Here is an 18,797-nt window from a genome sequence, read left to right on the forward strand (position 1 = left end):
CGATGGCGCTCTCTCCCCTGAACCGGCGGCGCTTTGCCCGCTTCAAGGCCCACAAGCGCGGCTGGTATGGCCTGTGGCTGTTCCTCGGCCTGTTCGTCCTTAGCCTCGGCGCTGAGCTGATCGCCAACGATCGCCCGCTGCTGCTCAGCTATGAGGGCGAGCTGTACGTGCCGGTGCTCAAGCGCTACCCAGAAACCGCCTTCGGCGGCGAGTTCCCGCTGGAAGCCGACTACAAGAGCCCCTACATGCGCGAGCTGATCGAGGCTGGTGGCGGCTGGATGCTCTGGCCGCCGATCCCGTTCAGCTACGACAGCATCAACTTCGACCTCACGGTCCCGGCGCCCGCCCCGCCCTCGGCGAACAACTGGCTGGGCACCGACGACCAGGGCCGCGACGTGCTGGCCCGGGTGATCTACGGCTTTCGCGTTTCGGTGCTGTTTGCCCTGGCCCTGACCCTGGCCAGCTCAGTGATCGGCGTCGCCGCCGGCGCCCTGCAGGGCTTCTATGGTGGCTGGGTGGATCTGTTGGGCCAGCGTTTTCTGGAGATCTGGTCAGGGCTGCCGGTGCTGTATCTTTTGATCATCCTCGCGAGCTTCGTCGAGCCGAACTTCTGGTGGCTGCTGGGCATCATGCTGCTGTTTTCGTGGATGAGCCTGGTGGATGTGGTGCGCGCCGAGTTCCTGCGCGGGCGCAACCTTGAGTACGTACGCGCCGCCCGTGCGCTGGGCATGGGCAATGGCGCGATCATGTACCGGCACATTCTGCCCAATGCGATGGTCTCGACCATGACCTTCCTGCCGTTCATCCTCACCGGGGCGATCGGCACCCTTACCGCACTGGATTTTCTCGGCTTCGGCCTGCCGCCGGGCTCGCCGTCGCTCGGTGAGCTGGTTGCCCAGGGCAAGTCCAACCTGCAGGCGCCGTGGCTGGGGATCAGCGCCTTTGCCGTACTGGCGCTGATGCTGACCCTGCTGGTGTTCATCGGTGAGGCGGCCCGTGATGCCTTCGACCCGAGGAAGTGAGCCGATGAGCGAGCCATTGATCGAGATCCGTGATCTGCAGGTGGCCTTCGCCCGCGAAGGCGGTATCCAGCCGGTGGTGCACGGGGTGAGCTTCGCCCTGCACGCCGGCGAAACCCTCGCGCTGGTCGGTGAGAGCGGTTCGGGCAAATCGGTCACCGCCCACTCCATCCTGCGCCTGTTGCCCTACCCGCTGGCCAGCCATCCGGCCGGCAGCATCCACTACCGCGGCGAAGACCTGCTGACCCTGGGCGAGCGGCGCCTGCGCGCCATCCGTGGCAACCGCATCGCGATGATCTTCCAGGAGCCGATGACCTCGCTGAACCCGCTGCACAGCGTCGGCCAGCAGATCATCGAGGTTCTGGCGCTGCACAAAGGCCTGCAGGGGGAAGCGGCGCGGGCGCGGGCCGAGGAGCTGCTGACCCTGGTCGGCATTCCGGAGCCGGCCAAGCGCCTCAAGGCCTACCCCCACGAGCTGTCCGGCGGGCAGCGCCAGCGGGTGATGATTGCCATGGCACTGGCCAATGAGCCGGAGGTGCTGATCGCCGACGAGCCGACCACCGCGCTGGATGTCACCGTGCAGCTGAAGATCCTCGACCTGCTCAAGGAGCTGCAGGCGCGTCTGGGCATGGCGCTGCTGCTGATCACCCATGACCTCAACCTGGTACGGCGCATCGCCCACCGGGTCTGCGTGATGCAGCAGGGACGCATCGTCGAACAGGGCGCGTGCGACGCACTGTTCCACGCCCCCCAGCACCCCTACACCCAGGAACTGCTCGGCGCCGACCCCAGTGGCGCCCCCGCCGATAACCCGCCCGGCCCGCCACTGATCGAGGCCGAGGATCTGCGGGTGTGGTTCCCGATCAAGAAAGGCTTGCTGCGCCGCACCGTCGATCACGTCAAGGCGGTCGATGGGGTCAGCTTCAGCCTCGCGCGCGGGCAGACCCTGGGGATCGTCGGGGAAAGCGGCTCAGGCAAGTCCACCCTCGGCATGGCACTGCTGCGCCTGATCAACAGCCGCGGCGCGATCCGCTTTGCGGGGCAGGCGATCGAGGGCCTCACGCAGGAGCAGGTGCGCCCGCTGCGCCGGCAGATTCAGGTGGTGTTCCAGGACCCGTTCGGCAGCCTCAGCCCGCGCATGTCGGTCGGGCAGATCATTGGCGAAGGGCTGGAGATCCACGCAATCGGCAGCCCCGCCGAGCGCGAGCAGGCGATCATTGCCGCGCTGCAGGAGGTGGGCCTGGACCCGGCCAGCCGGCACCGCTACCCCCATGAATTTTCCGGTGGCCAGCGCCAGCGCATCGCGATTGCCCGCGCGCTGGTGCTAAAACCTGAGCTGATCCTACTCGATGAGCCGACCTCGGCGCTCGATCGCACGGTGCAGCGTCAGGTGGTCGAGCTGCTGCGCAGCCTGCAGCAGAAGTACAATCTCACCTACCTGTTCATCAGCCATGACCTGGCCGTGGTCCGCGCCTTGAGCCATCAGCTGATGGTGGTGCGTCACGGGCAGGTGGTCGAACAGGGCGAGGCGGCGGCGATCTTTGCCGCGCCTCAGCATTCTTATACCCGGCAGCTGCTGGAGGCCGCGTTCATGGCCCCAGGCAGTGCCGATTAACCAGCAAGAGGAAGTACACCATGGGTTTCATGACCGGCAAGCGCGTGCTGATCGTCGGCGTCGCCAGCAAGCTGTCCATCGCCTCCGGCATTGCCGCCGCGATGCACCGTGAGGGCGCGGAACTGGCCTTCACCTACCAGAACGACAAGCTCAAGGGCCGCGTCGAGGAGTTCGCCGCCGGCTGGGGCTCCAGCGCCGAGATGTGCTTCCCCTGCGATGTGGCCAATGACGAGGACATCGCCCGCGTGTTCGAGGCCCTGAGCCAGAAGTGGGATGGCCTGGACTGCATCGTCCACTCGGTCGGTTTTGCGCCGGGCGACCAGCTCAACGGTGACTTCACTGAAGTCACCACCCGCGACGGCTTCAAGATCGCCCACGATATCAGCGCCTACAGCTTCGTCGCCCTGGCCAAGGCCGGCCGCGAGATGATGAAGGGCCGTAACGGCAGCCTGCTGACTCTCTCCTACCTGGGTGCCGAGCGCACCATGCCCAACTACAACGTGATGGGCATGGCCAAGGCCAGTCTGGAAGCCGGCGTGCGCTACCTGGCCGGCAGCCTCGGCCCGGAAGGCACCCGCGTCAACTGCGTGTCCGCCGGCCCGATCCGTACCCTGGCCGCTTCCGGCATCGCCAGCTTCCGCAAGATGCTGGCCGCCAACGAGCGCCAGACCCCACTGCGCCGCAACGTGACCATCGATGAAGTCGGCAACGCCGCGGCCTTCCTGTGCTCGGATCTGGCTTCTGGCATCAGCGGTGAGATCCTCTACGTCGATGGTGGCTTCAACACCACCGCAATGGGCGCCCTCGAAGAGTGATGCGTCCCTGCCGCCGCCGGCAGGCGGCGGCAGGTCTCAGCCGCGCTGGTCCAGCAGATCCGCAAACGCCTCAGCTTCAAGCGGCTTGGCAAACAGATAGCCCTGCCCGATATCGCAGCCATGGGCCAGCAGCCAGTCGCGCTGCAGCTCGGTTTCCACCCCCTCGGCCACGGTCTTGAGCCCCAGCGCATGGGCCATGCCGATGATCGCCAGGGTGATCGCCTCATCCTCACGCTCACGGCCCAGACCATCGACAAAGCGCTTGTCGATCTTCAGCTCCGCCAGCGGCAGGCGTTTGAGGCAGGCCAGTGATGAGTAGCCGGTACCAAAGTCATCCACCGCCAGGGTCACACCCGCCGCGTGCAGGCACTCGATATTGCCCAGCACCACCGGCAGATTATCGACCAGCACCCCCTCGGTGAACTCGACCTGCACCTGACTCGCCGCCACCCCCTGCTCGGCCAGTTGCGCCAGCACCCGCTCGGCACAGCCCTCCTCGCGGAAGCTGCGCGGCGACATGTTGAAGGCCACCCGCGGCAGCACCAAGCCCTGGGCCTGCCACGCCGCCAGTTTGGGCCAGCAGGCGGCTGACTTCATGGCCGACCTCAAGAATCAGCCCGCTCGACTCGGCCACCGGGATGAAATCCCCCGGCGATACCGAGCCCAGAATCGGATCATCCCAGCGCAGCAGCGCCTCGGCGCCGTCCAGCGCGCCATCGCCCAGCCGATACTGCGGCTGATAGACCAGGCGCAGACGCTGCTGGCGCAACGCCTCGCGCAGCAGGCGAAGGTGCAGCTCCGGCTTGAACAGCTCGAAGCGGTTGCGACCGGCCTCCTTGGCGCGGTACATCGCAGTGTCCGCAGCGCGGATCAGGCTGGCGCTGTCCTGACCGTCATCCGGGAAGAACGCCACCCCGATGCTGGCAGAGACGAACAGCGAGCGGCCACCGATATCAAAGGACGCCGACAGCTCATCGATCATCCGCCGCACCACCCGTTCGGCGCCTTCCACATCGGTGTCCATCAGCAGCGCGGTGAACTCATCACCGCCCATGCGCGCCACGGTATCCACCTCACGCACCACAGATCAGCCGCCAGCGCGGGCGGTAGCAGCGCGAAGTCGTTGCGCCCGACGTAATCGCGCCCCTCCAGACCAAACAGCGCCGCATGGCGTGCATTGATGTAGATGTGCGCGCCGCCCAGATCCTTCATGGCGAACAGCACCGTGGTGTTTTCCAAGAGGCTGGTCAGGCGCGCCTGGGACTGGCGCAGCTCCGCCTGGGTGCGGGTGATGTCACTGACATCGACCAGGGTGACCACCAGCGTGCTGATGTGCCCGGCGGCGTCCAGCCCCGGCGTGATGATCAGGCGCAGGGTCTGGGAGCCGTCCTGCAGCAGCGCCTCATCACGGTCGGCATGCGCCAGCACACCGCCCAGACGCTGCTCAAGGTCAGCCAGAAACGCCGGCAGACGCAGGCGCGCGACCGGCTGCATCAGCGCGGTGGGGCGCAGATCGAAGCGGCGCGTGGCGGAAGCATTGAAGCGGATCAGCTGCCCCTGACGATCGAACACCAGAAGCGGAAATTCCAGCGCATCGTAGAGATGGGCGTACTCCTCAGCCAGACGGCTGAGCTCGCTGCTCTTGACGCTCAATTCCTCATTGAGGCTGACCAGCTCCTCGTTGGTGGCCTGCATTTCCTCGTTGGCCGCTTCCAGCTCCTCATTGGTCGCCTGCAGCTCTTCATTGGAGGCCTGCGCCTCCTCGTTCAGGGCCTGCATTTCCTCGTTGGCGGTGGCCAGCTCCTCCACCAGGCTCTGCAGGTGCTCACGGGTGGCGAGCAGTTCATCCTCGAGCTGCGCGCTGGGTGCCACCTGTACCGCCACCCCCTCCTCGGGCGCCGGCACCGGTACGAACAGCACCAGCAGGCGCGGCTCATCGCCGACGCCCACCGGATCGACAAACAGGCGCACGTGCTGGTTGCCGAGCGTGCGGGTGCGCCCGCGCTGCGATTTGCTCAGCTGACGGCAGCGGTGCATCAGGGTCAAGAGCTCACCGCGCAGGCTCTTGGTCGCGGTATCGGCCAGGGTCAGGCGCGCCGCGCCCACCGGGAACTGCAGGTAGCGCTCCACCGGCCCTGCGGTGTGCTGCACCACGCCCTCGGCATCACAAAGCACGGCCGCCAGATCAAAATGACGCACCAGCGCAGCCAAGAGGTGCTCAAGGCCACGGTCGCGCTGCAGCGCTGTAACTGGGTGAGGGACGCAGGGCCAGCGGCATTCCGCTCGGCAGGCTGGCACTGCCCACCTTGCGAAACAGCCGTTCGCGACGATCCTCGGCGCTGAACAGCTGCTCGGCCTGGGCCACGCTCTCCGAGCGGCCGAGGAACAGATAGCCCTGACGGACCAGCCCGAAATGGAAGGTCTGCAGCACCCGCGACTGCAGCAGCGTATCGAAGTAAATCAGCACATTGCGGCAACTGATCAGATCCAGGCGCAGGAACGGTGGATCGCTGACCAGGTTATGGCGGGCAAAGACGATCATGTCGCGCAGCAGCTTGCCGGCCTCGACGTGATGATTGCTGCTAAGGAAGTAGCGCTCGCGCAGCGCCGGCGGCACATCATTGAGCGCGGCGACCGGATACAGGCCGCGCCGCCCGACGTTGAGGGCTTGCTCATCGATGTCGGTGGCAAAGATCTGCAGCCGGTAATCGGCCAGCCGCTCCTGCAGCACGTCGGCAAACAGCATTGCGATCGAATAGGCTTCCTCGCCAGTGGCACACCCGGCCACCCAGACACGAATTTCCGCGCCGGGCGGCTTGTGCGTGCAGATCTCATGCACTGCCCGGCGCAGGGTTTCAAACGCGGCGGCATCGCGGAAGAAGGCCGTCACCGAGATGAGGATGTCACGGGCCAGCAGATCCAGCTCCTGGGGATTGCTGTCGATGCTGCGCAGGTAACCGGCCAGATCGACGTTACCGGTGGCCGCTTCCCGGCGGCGAATCCGCCGCATCAGGGTCCCGACCTTGTAGCCGGAAAAATCGCAGTCCAGCCGCTCCCGCAGGCGAGCCAGCAGCTGGGCCAGCAGATCCTCGGGGATCGGTGCCTCGTCACTGGCCAGCGGCATCAGCAGACGGGCGAGCCGCTCGGCCATCTGCTCGGGTGCCAGCACATGATCCGCCACGCCGGCATCGATGGCGGCCTGGGGCATGCCGTCGTATTTGGCGGTATCCGGCTGCTGAGCGAAGGTCAGCCCCCCTGCGGCCTGAATGCTGCGCAGGCCGCTCACCCCGTCCGAGCCGGTACCCGAGAGCAAAATGCCCACCGCCGACTCGCCCTGCTCGGCCGCCAGCGAAATCAGGAACTCGTTGATCGAAGGTTTGGGGACCACCTCGGGCGGTGGTGTCCTAAGGTGGAAGCGGCCGTCCTTGAGCAGGGCATTGCGGTTGGCCGGCACCACATAGATCACCCCGGCCTCCGGGGTATCGCCCTCCTGCAACTCCTGCACGCGCAACGGAGTTTCACGGGCGAGGATGTCGACCATCATGCTGCGCTAGCTGGGCGACAGGTGCTGCAGCACTACATAGGCACAGGGCAGCTCGGCCGGCAGCGTGCCGACCAGCCTGGAGATCGCTTCCAGCCCGCCGGCTGAGGCCCCGATGGCAACGATGAACAGCTTGCAGGGCATTGCAGGCTCCTTCAGGGCCATGGCCAGACCTTGGCGAGCAAGGCCGACCGGTGGACGGAGGCGGCCGGTGGCCGCCCGGCATGGTCAGTCGAACAGGCCTGTGGCCGAGAGGCCCTGGCTTTCCAGCAGTACGCGCAGTTGCTGCAAGGCCTCCACCTGGATCTGCCGCACCCGCTCGCGGGTCAGGCCGATGCTGCGCCCAACCTCCTCGAGGGTGGACGGCTCACACCCGCGCAGGCCAAAGCGGCGCACCACCACCTCGCACTGCTTGTCCGGCAACTGCGACAGCCACTGATCGAGGCTGGCATGCAGATTCTGATCCTGCAAGAGCACCAAGGGATCCCCCGGCTGCTGGTCGCTCAGGGTATCGAGCAGGGTGCGTTCGCTGCCCTCGCCCAGGGTTGCGTCCACCGAGGCGATGCGCTCGTTCAGGCCCAGCAGGCGATTGATGTCGTCCACCGAGCGATCCAGCAGGCTGGCCACTTCCTCGGCGGTCGGCTCATGGTCGAGCTTTTGGGTCAGCTCCCGAGCGGCGCGCAGGCACAGGTTGAGCTCCTTAACCACATGCACCGGCAAACGGATGGTGCGGGTCTGGCTCATCAGCGCCCGCTCGATGGTCTGGCGAATCCACCAGGTGGCGTAAGTGGAAAAGCGAAAACCACGCTCGGGGTCGAACTTTTTCACCGCGCGGATCAATCCCAGATTGCCCTCCTCGATCAGATCGAGCAGCGACAGGCCGCGGTGGTTGTAGCGGCGGGCAATCTTCACCACCAGGCGCAGGTTGCTCTCGATCATCCGGTGGCGTGCGGCCTCATCACCGTTTCGGGAGCGCCTGGCGAAATAGACTTCCTCTTCGGCGCTGAGTAGCGGCGAGAAGCCGATCTCGTTGAGGTAGAGCTGAATCGCATCGGCCGACTCCACGCGCTCGACCGGGCGCCGGGCGCGCACTGGCGAGTCGGGGATCTCGGCGCGCAGGTCGAGGTGGGAAGGCTCATCCAGAGCACCGCTGTCCATGCGGCTGAAATTGAAATCCGAGGAATCCGTCATCGTGGCATCCTTTGCTGCGTTCTTGTCGTTTTTGTCCGCTCGCGCGCCCGGCCTGTCCTTGCCGGGCTGACGAGTTCAACGACAGCGGATCCTAGCGACGCGGCAGATACTGCAGCGGGTCCACCGGCTTGCCTTGGCGACGGATCTCAAAGTGCAGCTTGACCCGGTCGGTATCGGTGGAACCCATCTCGGCAATCTGCTGGCCAGCCGTGACACGCTGCCCCTCTTTCACCAGCAGTCGGCGGTTGTGCCCGTAGGCACTGACGTAGGTGTCACTGTGCTTGATGATGATCAGCTCACCGTAACCGCGTAGACCGCTGCCAGCATACACCACGCTGCCTGCAAGGGAAGCCAGCACCGGCTGCCCCGCCTCGCCGGCGATATCGATGCCTTTGTTGAGGCTGCTGCTGGCGGAAAAGCTCTCGATCACCGTGCCACTGGCCGGCCAAGCCCAGCCGGTCGGTGAGCCAGCCGCCGGTTTCACCGAGGCCGGCGCGCTGGCCAGCGGGGTGATCCGGGTCGCCGGGGTACTCACACGGCTCGGTGTGCTGGCCGCGGCACTGCGCGGCGCGGGAGTGCTGGCGACGCGGGTGCCCTGCCCGAGGCGCAGCACCTGCCCGACGCGGAGGGTATAGGGCGGCGCGATGCCATTTTGCGCCGCGAGTGTCTGCCAGTCCCAGCCGTAGCGCTTGGCAATCGAGTAGAGGGTTTCTCCGCGCTGCACGCGATGCTGGCCCTGCCAGCCGGTGCGCGGGGCCGCGCTTTCCACGCCAGTGCTGCTGCCGGTCGAGGTTGCGCAGCCACCGAGCAGCAGGCCAAACAGCAGTACGCTGCCACCCAGCAGCAGACGCCGGGCGGAGGGGAATATCGGATCGCGGGCGAACTTCACGGTTTGCTTACCTCATGGCGAAGGGACGGACGGCGCGCCATAAACTCAAGGCCCAGCACCAGCGCAACGGCCGCCAGCGCCAGCGCCAGCGCCGGCCAGAACTGCGGGTCTTGCCCGGTGATCAGCGCATAGCGCTCCGGCAATACCGCCTGCTCCAGCAGCGGCTGCTGCACGCCGTGGCGATCCGTGCGCCAGCTTAAAGTTTCCTTCCAGGGCCAGACCTTGTTCAGGGAACCGATCATAAGACCCGTGAGAAAACTCAGGGTCAGGTTACGGGCATGCTGCAGCAACCAGCTGAGCAGATGGGCAAAACTCAGCAGCCCGCCGAGGCAACCCACCGCAAACAGTGCCAGCACGCCCAGATTCAGGCTGATCAGCGCCTCGAGAATAAAGCCATACAGCCCCATCAATACCAGCAGGAAACTGCCGGAAATCCCCGGCAGAATCATCGCGCAGATGGCAATCGCCCCCGCCAGCACCAGGCTCAGCGGGTCATGCCCCCACTGCATCGGCGCTGCCACGGTGATCCACCAGGCGCCGAGCGTGCCGGCCAGCAGGCTGAGGAGCCCCGGCAGGTGCCAGCGGCTGATCTGTCGCCCGACCAGCCAGACCGAGACCAGAATCAGGCCGAAGAAGAAGCTCCAGAGCAAAATCGGCTGATGCACCAGCAACCAGCCGATCAGCCGTGCCAGGGTCAGGATGCTGCAGAGAATCCCACCGAGCAGCACCAGCAAGAAGCGAGCGTTGGCGGTCTGCCAGGCCTCGCGCAGACGCCAGCGCAGCAACTGGCGCGCGGCCAGCGGCACCTGGGCGATCGAGCGCAGCAGCTCATCGTAAATACCGGTGATGAAGGCAATGGTGCCCCCGGACACGCCGGGTACGACATCGGCCGCGCCCATCGCCATGCCCTTGGCAAACAGCAAAAAAGGATTGTGCATCGGAAGATCCGTTGGGAAGCGACAGAAAATTCAGCCGACCACGCCCTCAAGCAGCGGCACAAAGCGTACCGGCTCAAGCAGCTGATGGGAGAAGTGGGAGCCTTCACGGGTGATCAGCAGCAGTTGCTGGGTCTGCTCACCGAACGGCATCACCAGACGCCCGCCAGGTGCCAGCTGCTCCAGCAGCGCGCGGGGGACTTCACGCGCTGCCGCCGTGACCAGGATGCCGTGGTAAGGCGCCAGCGCCGCCCAGCCCTCATGGCCATCGCCCCAGCGCAGCACCACGTTGCGCAGATCCAGCGTCTGCAGACGCTCGCGGGCGCGCTCCTGCAGGTGCTGGATGCGCTCGACAGAGAAGACCCGCTCGACCAGCCGGGCCAGCACCGCGGTCTGATAGCCGGAGCCGGTGCCAATCTCCAGCACCTTGTCCAGCGGCCCGCCGGCCAATAGCAGCTGGCTCATGCGCGCCACGGTATAGGGCTGGGACAGCGTCTGGTTGTGGCCGATCGGCAGAGCGGTGTCTTCGTAGGCGCGGTGCGCCAGCGCCTCATCGACAAACAGGTGTCGCGGCAGGCTGCGAATCACCTCCAGCACTCGCGCATCGCTCACGCCCTCCTCGCGCAGCCGCTGCACCAGGCGCTCACGGGTGCGCTGCGAGGTCATGCCGATGCCGTCGTGCTGGAGACTGCTGTTCACAGCAGCGACTCCAGCGCCGTCAGCCCGGCAAAGCCTTCATGGAAGGTGCGATCCAGCTGCAGGGGCGTCACCGAGACATAGCCCTGCATCACCGCGTGAAAATCAGTCCCCGGCGCGCCATCCTCGATATCGCCCGCCGCCGCGATCCAGTAGCCGGCCTTGCCGCGCGGGTCCACCGAGCGCACCGGCGCCGCCGCCCGCGCCCGGTGGCCAAGGCGCGTCAGCTGCACGCCGCGCAAACGCTCCAACGGCAGGTTGGGGATGTTGACGTTGATCACCGTGCGCGGCGGCAGATCCAGATCCGCGTAGCGCTCGACCATGCGCCGGGCGATTTCCGCTGCGGCGGGCAGGTTGTCGCTCTGGCGCGACATCAGCGAGAAGGCAAAGGCCGGGCGACTCAGGAAGCGCCCTTCCAACGCTGCCGCCACCGTACCGGAATACAGCACGTCATCACCCAGATTGGCGCCCATGTTGATGCCGGCCACCACCATGTCCTGCGGCTCCTCAAGCAGGCCGTTCAGGCCCAGATGCACACAGTCGGTGGGGGTACCGTTCAGGCTGATGAAGCCATTGGCCAGTCGTTGCGGGTGCAGGGGGCGATCCAGGGTCAGCGAGCTGCTGGCCCCACTGCGGTCCCCGTCCGGGGCGATCACTGTGCAGGTGGCAAGGCCGGAGAGGGCCTGATGGAGGGCGACGATACCGGGGGCGTGTACGCCATCGTCATTGGCAATCAGTATGCGCATGGGCTTTCCGTGGCGTCGGCCGGATGCAGGGCTAGCAGTTCGCGCACCACGACGGTGGCAAAGCAGCCGGACGGCAGAACGAAGTGCAGTTGCAGGGTTTCGGGGTCGGGATGATGCCATGCCAGATGGGCGATGGGGAGGCGCAGGATACGCCGCTCCTGACGCAGCCCCGCCGCGCTCAGCCAGTCGGCCAGCACCCGCTCCTCGTCCAGAAGCTGCTGCTCCTGCAGGGCGATGCGCCCGCCACTCTCCAGCACACCCTCGCCCCACAGCGGCGCAGTGGGATGCAGATCCAGCGCGGCCAGGCGCGGGTCCTGGCACTCGGCCTCACCGGCCATGAAGAAGCTGCGGCTGGCGGTGAACGCCAGCAGATCACCCGGCTCGGCACGATTCCAGCTACCCTCGGCGACTCGCCGTGCCAGCTGGCGATTGAACAGGTAGGCGCGCGCCGCCGACAGCACCCGCGAGCGGCGATTGCGCTGCTCGGGCAGGCTGCCCTGCGCCGCCCAGTGCCGGGCCTCGGCCAGGTTGCCGCCATCAAAGCCAAAGCGCTGCAGGCCATAGTAGTTGGGCACGCCCTGGGCCTTGATCTGCTGCAGGCGCGCCTCCAGCAGTGGCCGATCCGCCTCAAGGGCGGTCAGGCGCAGGGTGAAGCGATTGGCCGCATGGGCGCCGCGCTGCAGCTTGCGGCTGTGGCGCTGACGCTCGAGGATCGCCAGCTGGGCATCCTCGGCGCGGCTCAGATCCGGATCGGCCTTGCCCGGCAGGTGCAGGCTGAACCACTGGCGAGTCAGCGCCTGACGGTCCTTGAGACCGGCATAGCTGATCGCCTTGACCGGCACTCCTGCAGCACCGGCCAAGCGCCGGGCGGCTTCCTCGGTGTTCAGATCGCGCTTTTCCACCCACAGCCACAGGTGCTCGCCACTGCCGCTCAGGGGAATGCCCAGCACCTCATCGACCTGAAAGTCCTCTGGCGTCTGCTTGAAACGCGCCAGGCCACAGGGTTCGCCCCAGGCGCGCGGGCCCAGCAGGCTCAGCTCGTCCAGCGCGCTCATGCCGCCACCAGCAGGACCACCGCCTGTGCGGCGATGCCCTCCTCGCGCCCGCAAAAACCCAGCCGCTCGGTGGTGGTGGCCTTGACGTTGACCGCCTCGCGCCCGACCTGCAGATCGCTGGCGATATGCGCGCACATCGCCTCGATGTGCGGGGCCATCTTCGGTGCCTGGGCGATGAGGGTGGCATCGACGTTGCCGACCCGCCAGCCCTTGGCCTGCACCAGCGCCACGACATGACGCAGCAAGGCGCGGCTGTCCGCGCCTTTGAACTGCGGATCGCTGTCCGGGAAGTGCCGGCCAATGTCGCCAAGCGCTGCGGCGCCGAGCAGGGCATCGCTCAGCGCATGCAGCAGTACGTCACCGTCGGAGTGGGCGAGCAGCCCGAAGCGGTGGGGAATCTGCACGCCGCCAAGGGTGATGAACTCACCCTCGCCGAAGCGATGCACGTCATAGCCGTGGCCGATACGCATCGAAAAGCTCCCTTCAGAAGTGGATGACGCTGCGGATGCTCTTGCCTTCTTCCATCAGCTCGAAGGCTTGGTTGATGTCTTCAAGGCCCATGGTGTGAGTGATGAAGGTATCCAACGGGATCTCGCCGCGTTGCGATTTTTCGACGTAACCCGGCAGCTCCGTGCGGCCCTTGACGCCACCAAAGGCGCTGCCGCGCCAGACGCGGCCGGTGACCAGCTGGAACGGCCGGGTGCTGATCTCGGCGCCGGCCGGGGCCACGCCAATGATGGTCGACTCGCCCCAGCCCTTGTGGCAGCACTCCAGCGCCGCGCGCATCAGCTGCACGTTGCCGATGCACTCGAAGCTGTAGTCGACGCCGCCGTCGGTCATCTCGACGATCACCTCCTGAATCGGCTTAGCGTGATCTTTGGGGTTAACGAAGTCAGTCAGGCCCAGCTCGCGGGCCACAGACTCCTTGGCCGGGTTGATGTCGATGCCGATGATCCGGCTGGCCTTGGCCATCTTCGCGCCGATGATCGCGGCAAGACCAATACCACCCAGACCAAAGATCGCCACGGTCGAGCCCTCGGTGACCTTGGCGGTGTTGAGCACCGCGCCGATGCCGGTGGTCACCCCGCAGCCGAGCAGGCAGACCTTCTCCAGCGGCGCGTCCTTGGGAATCACTGCCACCGAGACTTCCGGCAGCACGGTGTACTCGGAGAAGGTCGAGCAGCCCATGTAGTGGTAGATCGGCTGGCCGTTGTAGCTGAAGCGGCTGGTGCCGTCCGGCATCAGGCCCTTGCCCTGGGTGGCGCGCACCGCGCTGCACAGGTTGGTCTTGTTGGAGGTGCAGAACTTGCACTGGCCGCATTCGGCGGTATACAGCGGGATCACATGATCACCGACCTTGACCGAGGTCACGCCCTCGCCCACCGCCTCGACAATGCCGCCGCCCTCGTGGCCGAGGATGCAGGGGAATACGCCCTCGCTGTCCTGGCCGGACAGGGTGTAGGCATCGGTGTGGCACACGCCGGAAGCGACGATGCGCACCAGCACCTCGCCCTTTTGCGGCGGCGCAACATCCACCTCGACGATTTCAAGCGGCTGATTGGGAGCGAAGGCCACGGCGGCACGGGACTTGATCATGGGTAACTCCTGACGATGCGGTGAGGCAGTGGAGAGGCCGCCGCGCGGGGCGGCAGCCGGAAAGTGCGCAGTCTATCACCGCCAGCCGCTCTGCCGTGCACCTCACCCGGCGTGGCGATTCAGGACGCCTCGCGCACCTGATGCTCCAGCTCCACACGCAGGGCCGGGTCCAGCCGTAGCTGACGGGCCAGCTCGTCCAGATAGGCACGCTCCATGAAGCTCTGCTCATCGATCACCAGCAGGCTGGCCAGAAACATCTCGGCCGCCAGCTCCGGCGTAGTGGCGGCCTGCGCCACCTCGCGCGGATCGAGCGGACGACGCAGCTCGGCATCGATCCAGGCCAGCAGCGCGGCATCCCCCTGCAGGCGCGCCACCTCGGCATCGATCAGCTCGCGCTCGCGGTCATCGATGTGCCCATCGGACTTGGCGGCGGCAATCAGCGCACGCAGGATCGCGTGGCTGTGCTGCTCGACCAGTGGCGCGGGCAGACGATCGAGGGTCTGCGGCTCCTGAGCGGCGACAGCGCCTTGCTGCTTCTGCCAGTTGCCATAGGCCTTCCAGGCCATCACCCCCAGCGCCGCCAGTCCACCGTAAGTCAGCGCCTTGCCGCCGTACTGGCGAGCCTTCTTGCTGCCCAGCAGCAGGCTGACCAGCCCACCGGCCAGCGCGCCGCCCCCGGCGCTGGAGAGCAGCCCGCCCAGCGCGTCTTTCTGACCAGCTGGCGCTGCCGGCTGGCGGTGGGATCGTTTGGCATTGCCGCCCAGCAGGCCGGGCGCCGCCTTGAGCAACTGATCGAGCAGGGAGCGGGTATCCATCGAGGCATCCTCCAAAGAAAGGGATCGGGCACGCGCAGCGCCCGCACAGCAACAAAGCCGCGGGGGCCACTTAGTCCAGCTCGACCAGCAGCTCGCGGAACGGCGTATCGCGCCGCGCCGCCCGCACATACTGCGCCGGCCAGGCCATGCAGTGGCCGAGCGCCTCGGCGGCGTGCAGCGGCCAGTTGGGATCGCGCAACAGCTCGCGGGCCAGCAGCACCAGATCGGCCTGTTCGGTACGCAGGATATGCTCGGCCTGCGCCGGCTCAGTGATCAGCCCGACTGCACCGGTCGCAATGCCGGCCTCGCGGCGCACCCGCTCGGCAAAGCGGGTCTGATAGCCGGGACCGACCGGGATCTGCGCTGACGGCGCCAGCCCGCCGGAGGAGACATCGATCAGGTCCACGCCCAGATCCTTGAGCTGCGCACTGATCGCCACGGTCTCTGCCTCACACCAACCGCCTTCCAGCCAGTCGGTGGCCGAGAGGCGGACCAGGAGCGGAATGCCCTCGGGCATCACCGCGCGCACCGCCTGGGTGACTTCACGCAGCAGACGGGTGCGATTTTCGAAGCTGCCGCCATACGCATCGCAGCGCTGGTTGCTCAGCGGCGAGAGAAACTGGTGCAGCAGATAGCCGTGCGCGGCATGCAGCTCGATGACCCGAAAACCGGCGGCCAGTGCCCGTTCGGTGGCGCGGGCAAAGTCCCCGATCAGCGTGGCGATCTGCGCGCTGCTCATCGCCTCGGGGGTGTGATGCTGCTCATCAAAGGCCAGCGCCGAGGGCGCCCGCGGGATCCAGCCGCCCTGCTCCAGCGGTACCGAGCCGCGCTGGGCATCCCACGGACGCCAGCAGCCGGCCTTGCGCCCGGCGTGGGCCAGCTGGATGCCGGGCACCGCGCCCTGACTGTCGAGAAAGCGGTTGATGCGGCGCAGCGGCTCGATCTGCTGATCATTCCACAGCCCCAGGCACTGCGGACTGATACGCCCCTCAGGGCTGACCGCGGTAGCTTCAAACAGGATCAGCCCGGCCCCGCCACTGGCACGACTGCCCAGGTGCACCAGATGCCAGTCGTTGGCCAGCCCGTCACGGGCGCTGTACTGGCACATCGGCGAGACCGCGATGCGGTTGGGCAGGGTCACCTCACGCAGGGTAAGGGGCTGGAACAGCTGGATCATGGCAGGCTCCGCAAGTCAGTGATCGGGCCGGGGCCAAGGGTGCTCCCGGGCCGGCAGGGTTCAAGGTCGGGGTTCAGCGCGGCGCCAGATGCGCCACCAGCAGCTGCACGCTTTCCCGGCCACGGTATTCGTTGACATCCAGCTTGTAGGCCGCCTCGACCCAGCGGATGTTCGGGTTGGGCCAGCGCTCACGGTCGATGTTGAAGGCGATCGCATCCAGCTCCGGCCCACCCGCCTCGGCGCGCAGCAGCAGCTTGAGGTGGCGCTCGCCGACCAGGCGCTGCTGGAGGATCTCGAACACGCCATGAAACAGCGGCTCCGGGAAGTGCTGCCCCCAGGGCCCGGCCTGACGCAGCGCCTGGGCCAGCTCAAGCTGGAACTCCTCGGCCTGCAGCGCACCGTCGCTGAGCAGGCGGCCGGCCAGATCGTCCTCGACCAGCTGGCGGCGCGCCTCGGCATCGAAGGCCTCGGTAAAGACGCTGAAGTTGGCCGCCGGCAGCGACAGCCCGGCCGCCATGGCATGCCCGCCAAACTTGCTGATCAGCCCCGGGTGACGGGCGGCCACCGCATCCAGCGCATCGCGGATGTGAAAGCCTGGAATCGAGCGCGCCGAACCCTTGAGCAGCCCGTCACCGGCATCGGCAAAGGCAATGACCGGTCGGTGATAGCGCTCCTTGAGCCGCGAGGCGAGGATGCCGATCACCCCCTGATGCCAGTCGGGATCGAACAAGCACAGGCCAAAGGGCAGTGCCTGCAGATCCAGATCCTTGAGCTGGGCCAGCGCCTCGCGCTGCATGCCCTGCTCGATGGCCTTGCGGTCGTGGTTGAGCTGATCGAGCTGGCGGGCCATCTCCAGCGCTTGGGCCTCGTCCTCGCAGAGCAGGCACTCGATGCCAAGACTCATGTCATCCAGTCGCCCGGCGGCGTTCAGGCGCGGGCCGAGGATGAAGCCAAGATCGGTCGAGGTGATGCGCCGATGATCACGCCCAGCCACCTCCAAGAGCGCCCGCAGGCCCGGCCGGGCGCGGCCAGCGCGAATCCGCGCCAGCCCCTGATGGACCAGAATGCGGTTGTTGGCATCCAGCGGCACCACATCGGCCACACTGCCCAGCGCCACCAGATCCAGCAGTTCGGCCAGGTTCGGCTCCGGCAGCGCCCGCCGGGCGAACCAGCCCCGCTCGCGCAGCCGAGCGCGCAGCGCCAGCAGCACATAGAAGATCACCCCCACGCCAGCCAGCGACTTGCTGGGGAACGGGCAGCCCGGCTGGTTGGGATTGACGATCGCCTCGGCCGCCGGCAGCGCGGCACCAGGCAGGTGGTGATCGGTGACCAGCACCTTGAGCCCGGCCGCCTGAGCCGCCGCGACCCCTTCCAGGCTGGAAATGCCGTTATCGACCGTCACCAGCAGCTGCGGATGCCGCTCCAGCGCCACGGCGACGATCTCAGGGGTCAGGCCGTAGCCGTACTCAAAGCGGTTGGGCACCAGATAATCGACGTGGGCGGCGCCCAGGGCGCGCAGCCCTAGCACCGCCACGCTGCTGGCCGTGGCACCGTCGGCATCGAAGTCACCGACGATCAGGATCCGCTCACCCTGCGCCAGCGCCTGCTCCAGCAGATCCACCGCCGCCTCGATGCCCTTGAGCTGCGTGTAGGGGATCAGCCGGGCCAGCGTCTTGTCCAGCTCCGCCGCCGATTGCACGCCACGGGCGGCATACAGGCGGGTCAGCAAGGGCGGCAGATTGCCCAGATCCGGCAGCGGGCTGGGCAGCGGGCGGGGGATGATGTGCATGGCTCAGCCGCGCTCCCCCAGCAGCCACTCCAGCGGCACCTCGTGCTGGCCGCGCTCATCGGTGACAAACAGCACACCGTCACTGATCATCACGCTCCAGCTGATCGAGCGCGGCAGATCATGGGCAAGGGTTTCCAGCGCGGCCGGCTCCACAGCCACCACATTAAGGTTTTTCAGCGAGCGCACACTATCCAGAACCTTAGTCTGCCAGACGCGCAGATTGCCGTAGGCCAGCACACTGACCCGCTCGGCGCGCCGCGAGCACCAGGTCATGCGCTCGGCATCCGGCTGGCCGACCTCGATCCAGTGCAGGACCCGGTCATCGAGGCTCTTCTCCCACAGCGCCGGCTCATCGACATCCGACAGCCCGCGCCCAAAGGCCAGCTGCTCGCCATACCAGAGCGCATAGGCGATCAGCCGCACCGCCAGACGCTCCTCAGTCTCCGAGGGGTGGCGGGCCACGGTGAAGCGCAGGGTCTCGTAGATATGACGGTCGAGATCGGTGAGGTTGAGTTCGACTTTATAGGGCGTGGACGGCAGGGCCATGGGTGCGCTCGCGACGGATCGATTAGGCCGCGCAGTGTACCGGAATCCGCCGGATCAGGCGGCGGGCGGTGCCTCGCCGCTGGCCTTGGCCGCGGCCAGCTCGGCCAGTTGCTGACGCAGACGCGCCGACTCGCGGCGGCTGCGCGTCAGCGCCAGGCGCAGGCGCGCCTGCACATACAGATTGAGCAGCAGCACACTGGCGCCGCCGGCGACAAACGCCAGCGTCACCAGGAAGGCCACCGGCAGCTCCGGGCTTTGCAGGCTCAGAAACTGCAACCGCGCCAGCCCCTGATTCTCCAGCACGAACACCAGTGTCAGGGCCGCCACCGACAGGACAGCCAGCAGGGCCAGTACACGCTTGATCCACAACAT

19 protein-coding genes and 2 pseudogenes are annotated in these 18,797 nt (G+C 67.0%); 3 read left to right on the top strand and 18 right to left on the bottom strand.

Features of this window, described 5'->3' with window-relative positions:
* Positions 1-2 precede the first annotated feature (2 nt).
* The 3 genes from MXC11_RS04735 to fabI are packed head-to-tail and all read left to right on the top strand — an operon-like array spanning position 3 to position 3,449.
* A complete protein-coding gene (locus MXC11_RS04735) occupies positions 3-1,022 on the top strand; it encodes an ABC transporter permease (protein ID WP_250006007.1) in 1,020 nt (339 codons plus the stop codon).
* A gap of 4 nt (positions 1,023-1,026) precedes the next feature.
* On the top strand, positions 1,027-2,634 hold the full coding sequence (locus MXC11_RS04740) for an ABC transporter ATP-binding protein (protein WP_250006009.1): 1,608 nt from the start codon (positions 1,027-1,029) through the stop codon (positions 2,632-2,634).
* Positions 2,635-2,654: 20 nt separating this feature from the next.
* Complete coding sequence (gene fabI, locus MXC11_RS04745; RefSeq protein WP_250006011.1) at positions 2,655-3,449, top strand: enoyl-ACP reductase FabI; 795 nt, start codon at positions 2,655-2,657, stop codon at positions 3,447-3,449.
* A 36-nt stretch (positions 3,450-3,485) separates the two neighbouring features.
* On the opposite strand, the gene MXC11_RS12145 is transcribed toward fabI, so the two are convergent.
* The 18 genes and pseudogenes from MXC11_RS12145 to MXC11_RS04830 all read right to left on the bottom strand — a co-directional run bounded on the left by MXC11_RS12145 (position 3,486) and on the right by MXC11_RS04830 (position 18,797).
* A complete protein-coding gene (locus MXC11_RS12145; RefSeq protein WP_284060390.1) occupies positions 3,486-3,968 on the bottom strand; it encodes an EAL domain-containing protein in 483 nt (160 codons plus the stop codon).
* Between the two features lie 91 nt (positions 3,969-4,059).
* Positions 4,060-4,503: pseudogene (locus MXC11_RS12150) on the bottom strand (diguanylate cyclase domain-containing protein); the annotation flags it as partial.
* Positions 4,473-5,660 (bottom strand): hypothetical protein, encoded by a 1,188-nt coding sequence (locus tag MXC11_RS04755; protein ID WP_250006013.1) that lies wholly within the window; start codon positions 5,658-5,660, stop codon positions 4,473-4,475. The gene MXC11_RS04755 and the pseudogene MXC11_RS12150, both read right to left, overlap by 31 nt.
* A 7-nt stretch (positions 5,661-5,667) precedes the next feature.
* Positions 5,668-6,600: a CheR family methyltransferase gene (locus MXC11_RS04760; protein WP_349665493.1), complete on the bottom strand. Its 933-nt coding sequence runs from the start codon at positions 6,598-6,600 to the stop codon at positions 5,668-5,670.
* Positions 6,598-7,155 (bottom strand): annotated as a pseudogene (locus MXC11_RS04765) (chemotaxis protein CheB); the annotation flags it as partial. The gene MXC11_RS04760 and the pseudogene MXC11_RS04765, both read right to left, overlap by 3 nt.
* Before the next feature lie 63 nt (positions 7,156-7,218).
* Entirely contained in the window at positions 7,219-8,148 is a 930-nt protein-coding gene (gene rpoS, locus MXC11_RS04770; protein ID WP_250006230.1) for an RNA polymerase sigma factor RpoS, read from the bottom strand.
* A gap of 124 nt (positions 8,149-8,272) precedes the next feature.
* Positions 8,273-9,070 (bottom strand): peptidoglycan DD-metalloendopeptidase family protein, encoded by a 798-nt coding sequence (locus tag MXC11_RS04775; protein WP_250006015.1) that lies wholly within the window; start codon positions 9,068-9,070, stop codon positions 8,273-8,275.
* Positions 9,067-10,008 carry a polyprenyl-phosphate transporter gene (locus MXC11_RS04780; RefSeq protein WP_250006017.1) on the bottom strand — a complete coding sequence of 314 codons (942 nt, stop codon included), beginning with the start codon at positions 10,006-10,008 and terminating at the stop codon, positions 9,067-9,069. The genes MXC11_RS04775 and MXC11_RS04780 overlap by 4 nt, the downstream gene beginning before the upstream one ends.
* A 30-nt stretch (positions 10,009-10,038) precedes the next feature.
* The gene (locus MXC11_RS04785) at positions 10,039-10,671 is read right to left on the bottom strand and encodes a protein-L-isoaspartate(D-aspartate) O-methyltransferase (RefSeq protein ID WP_250006232.1); all 633 of its coding nucleotides are present in this window, start codon (positions 10,669-10,671) and stop codon (positions 10,039-10,041) included.
* Positions 10,672-10,700: 29 nt separating this feature from the next.
* Positions 10,701-11,447, bottom strand: a complete 747-nt coding sequence (gene surE, locus MXC11_RS04790; protein WP_250006019.1) for a 5'/3'-nucleotidase SurE — start codon at positions 11,445-11,447, stop codon at positions 10,701-10,703.
* Positions 11,435-12,493 carry a tRNA pseudouridine(13) synthase TruD gene (gene truD / locus MXC11_RS04795; protein WP_250006234.1) on the bottom strand — a complete coding sequence of 353 codons (1,059 nt, stop codon included), beginning with the start codon at positions 12,491-12,493 and terminating at the stop codon, positions 11,435-11,437. Before truD ends, surE begins: the two co-directional genes overlap by 13 nt.
* Before the next feature lie 5 nt (positions 12,494-12,498).
* A complete protein-coding gene (gene ispF, locus MXC11_RS04800) occupies positions 12,499-12,972 on the bottom strand; it encodes a 2-C-methyl-D-erythritol 2,4-cyclodiphosphate synthase (protein ID WP_250006021.1) in 474 nt (157 codons plus the stop codon).
* 13 nt (positions 12,973-12,985) lie between these two features.
* Entirely contained in the window at positions 12,986-14,098 is a 1,113-nt protein-coding gene (locus tag MXC11_RS04805) for an S-(hydroxymethyl)glutathione dehydrogenase/class III alcohol dehydrogenase (RefSeq protein WP_250006023.1), read from the bottom strand.
* 119 nt (positions 14,099-14,217) lie between these two features.
* Complete coding sequence (locus MXC11_RS04810; protein ID WP_250006025.1) at positions 14,218-14,913, bottom strand: tellurite resistance TerB family protein; 696 nt, start codon at positions 14,911-14,913, stop codon at positions 14,218-14,220.
* A gap of 70 nt (positions 14,914-14,983) precedes the next feature.
* Positions 14,984-16,090 (bottom strand): NADH:flavin oxidoreductase/NADH oxidase, encoded by a 1,107-nt coding sequence (locus tag MXC11_RS04815; RefSeq protein WP_250006027.1) that lies wholly within the window; start codon positions 16,088-16,090, stop codon positions 14,984-14,986.
* A gap of 73 nt (positions 16,091-16,163) precedes the next feature.
* Positions 16,164-17,879 (bottom strand): single-stranded-DNA-specific exonuclease RecJ, encoded by a 1,716-nt coding sequence (gene recJ / locus MXC11_RS04820; protein WP_250006029.1) that lies wholly within the window; start codon positions 17,877-17,879, stop codon positions 16,164-16,166.
* A gap of 3 nt (positions 17,880-17,882) precedes the next feature.
* A complete protein-coding gene (locus tag MXC11_RS04825) occupies positions 17,883-18,425 on the bottom strand; it encodes a YaeQ family protein (RefSeq protein WP_250006032.1) in 543 nt (180 codons plus the stop codon).
* Positions 18,426-18,479: 54 nt separating this feature from the next.
* A complete protein-coding gene (locus MXC11_RS04830) occupies positions 18,480-18,797 on the bottom strand; it encodes a lipopolysaccharide assembly protein LapA domain-containing protein (protein ID WP_250006033.1) in 318 nt (105 codons plus the stop codon).

The sequence above is a fragment of the Pseudomonas eutrophicaquae genome, from assembly GCF_023544715.1.
Lineage (GTDB): Bacteria > Pseudomonadota > Gammaproteobacteria > Pseudomonadales > Pseudomonadaceae > Geopseudomonas.

Coding starts and splice junctions, on each gene's coding strand:
- MXC11_RS04735 (WP_250006007.1), top strand. CDS start 3: ATGGCGCTCTCTCCCCTGAACCGGCGGCGCTTTGCCCGCTTCAAGGCC.
- MXC11_RS04740 (WP_250006009.1), top strand. CDS start 1,027: ATGAGCGAGCCATTGATCGAGATCCGTGATCTGCAGGTGGCCTTCGCC.
- fabI (WP_250006011.1), top strand. CDS start 2,655: ATGGGTTTCATGACCGGCAAGCGCGTGCTGATCGTCGGCGTCGCCAGC.
- MXC11_RS12145 (WP_284060390.1), bottom strand. CDS start 3,968: ATGTCGCCGCGCAGCTTCCGCGAGGAGGGCTGTGCCGAGCGGGTGCTG.
- MXC11_RS04760 (WP_349665493.1), bottom strand. CDS start 6,600: ATGGCCGAGCGGCTCGCCCGTCTGCTGATGCCGCTGGCCAGTGACGAG.
- rpoS (WP_250006230.1), bottom strand. CDS start 8,148: ATGGACAGCGGTGCTCTGGATGAGCCTTCCCACCTCGACCTGCGCGCC.
- MXC11_RS04780 (WP_250006017.1), bottom strand. CDS start 10,008: ATGCACAATCCTTTTTTGCTGTTTGCCAAGGGCATGGCGATGGGCGCG.
- MXC11_RS04785 (WP_250006232.1), bottom strand. CDS start 10,671: ATGACCTCGCAGCGCACCCGTGAGCGCCTGGTGCAGCGGCTGCGCGAG.
- surE (WP_250006019.1), bottom strand. CDS start 11,447: ATGCGCATACTGATTGCCAATGACGATGGCGTACACGCCCCCGGTATC.
- ispF (WP_250006021.1), bottom strand. CDS start 12,972: ATGCGTATCGGCCACGGCTATGACGTGCATCGCTTCGGCGAGGGTGAG.
- MXC11_RS04805 (WP_250006023.1), bottom strand. CDS start 14,098: ATGATCAAGTCCCGTGCCGCCGTGGCCTTCGCTCCCAATCAGCCGCTT.
- MXC11_RS04810 (WP_250006025.1), bottom strand. CDS start 14,913: ATGGATACCCGCTCCCTGCTCGATCAGTTGCTCAAGGCGGCGCCCGGC.
- MXC11_RS04815 (WP_250006027.1), bottom strand. CDS start 16,090: ATGATCCAGCTGTTCCAGCCCCTTACCCTGCGTGAGGTGACCCTGCCC.
- recJ (WP_250006029.1), bottom strand. CDS start 17,879: ATGCACATCATCCCCCGCCCGCTGCCCAGCCCGCTGCCGGATCTGGGC.
- MXC11_RS04825 (WP_250006032.1), bottom strand. CDS start 18,425: ATGGCCCTGCCGTCCACGCCCTATAAAGTCGAACTCAACCTCACCGAT.
- MXC11_RS04830 (WP_250006033.1), bottom strand. CDS start 18,797: ATGTTGTGGATCAAGCGTGTACTGGCCCTGCTGGCTGTCCTGTCGGTG.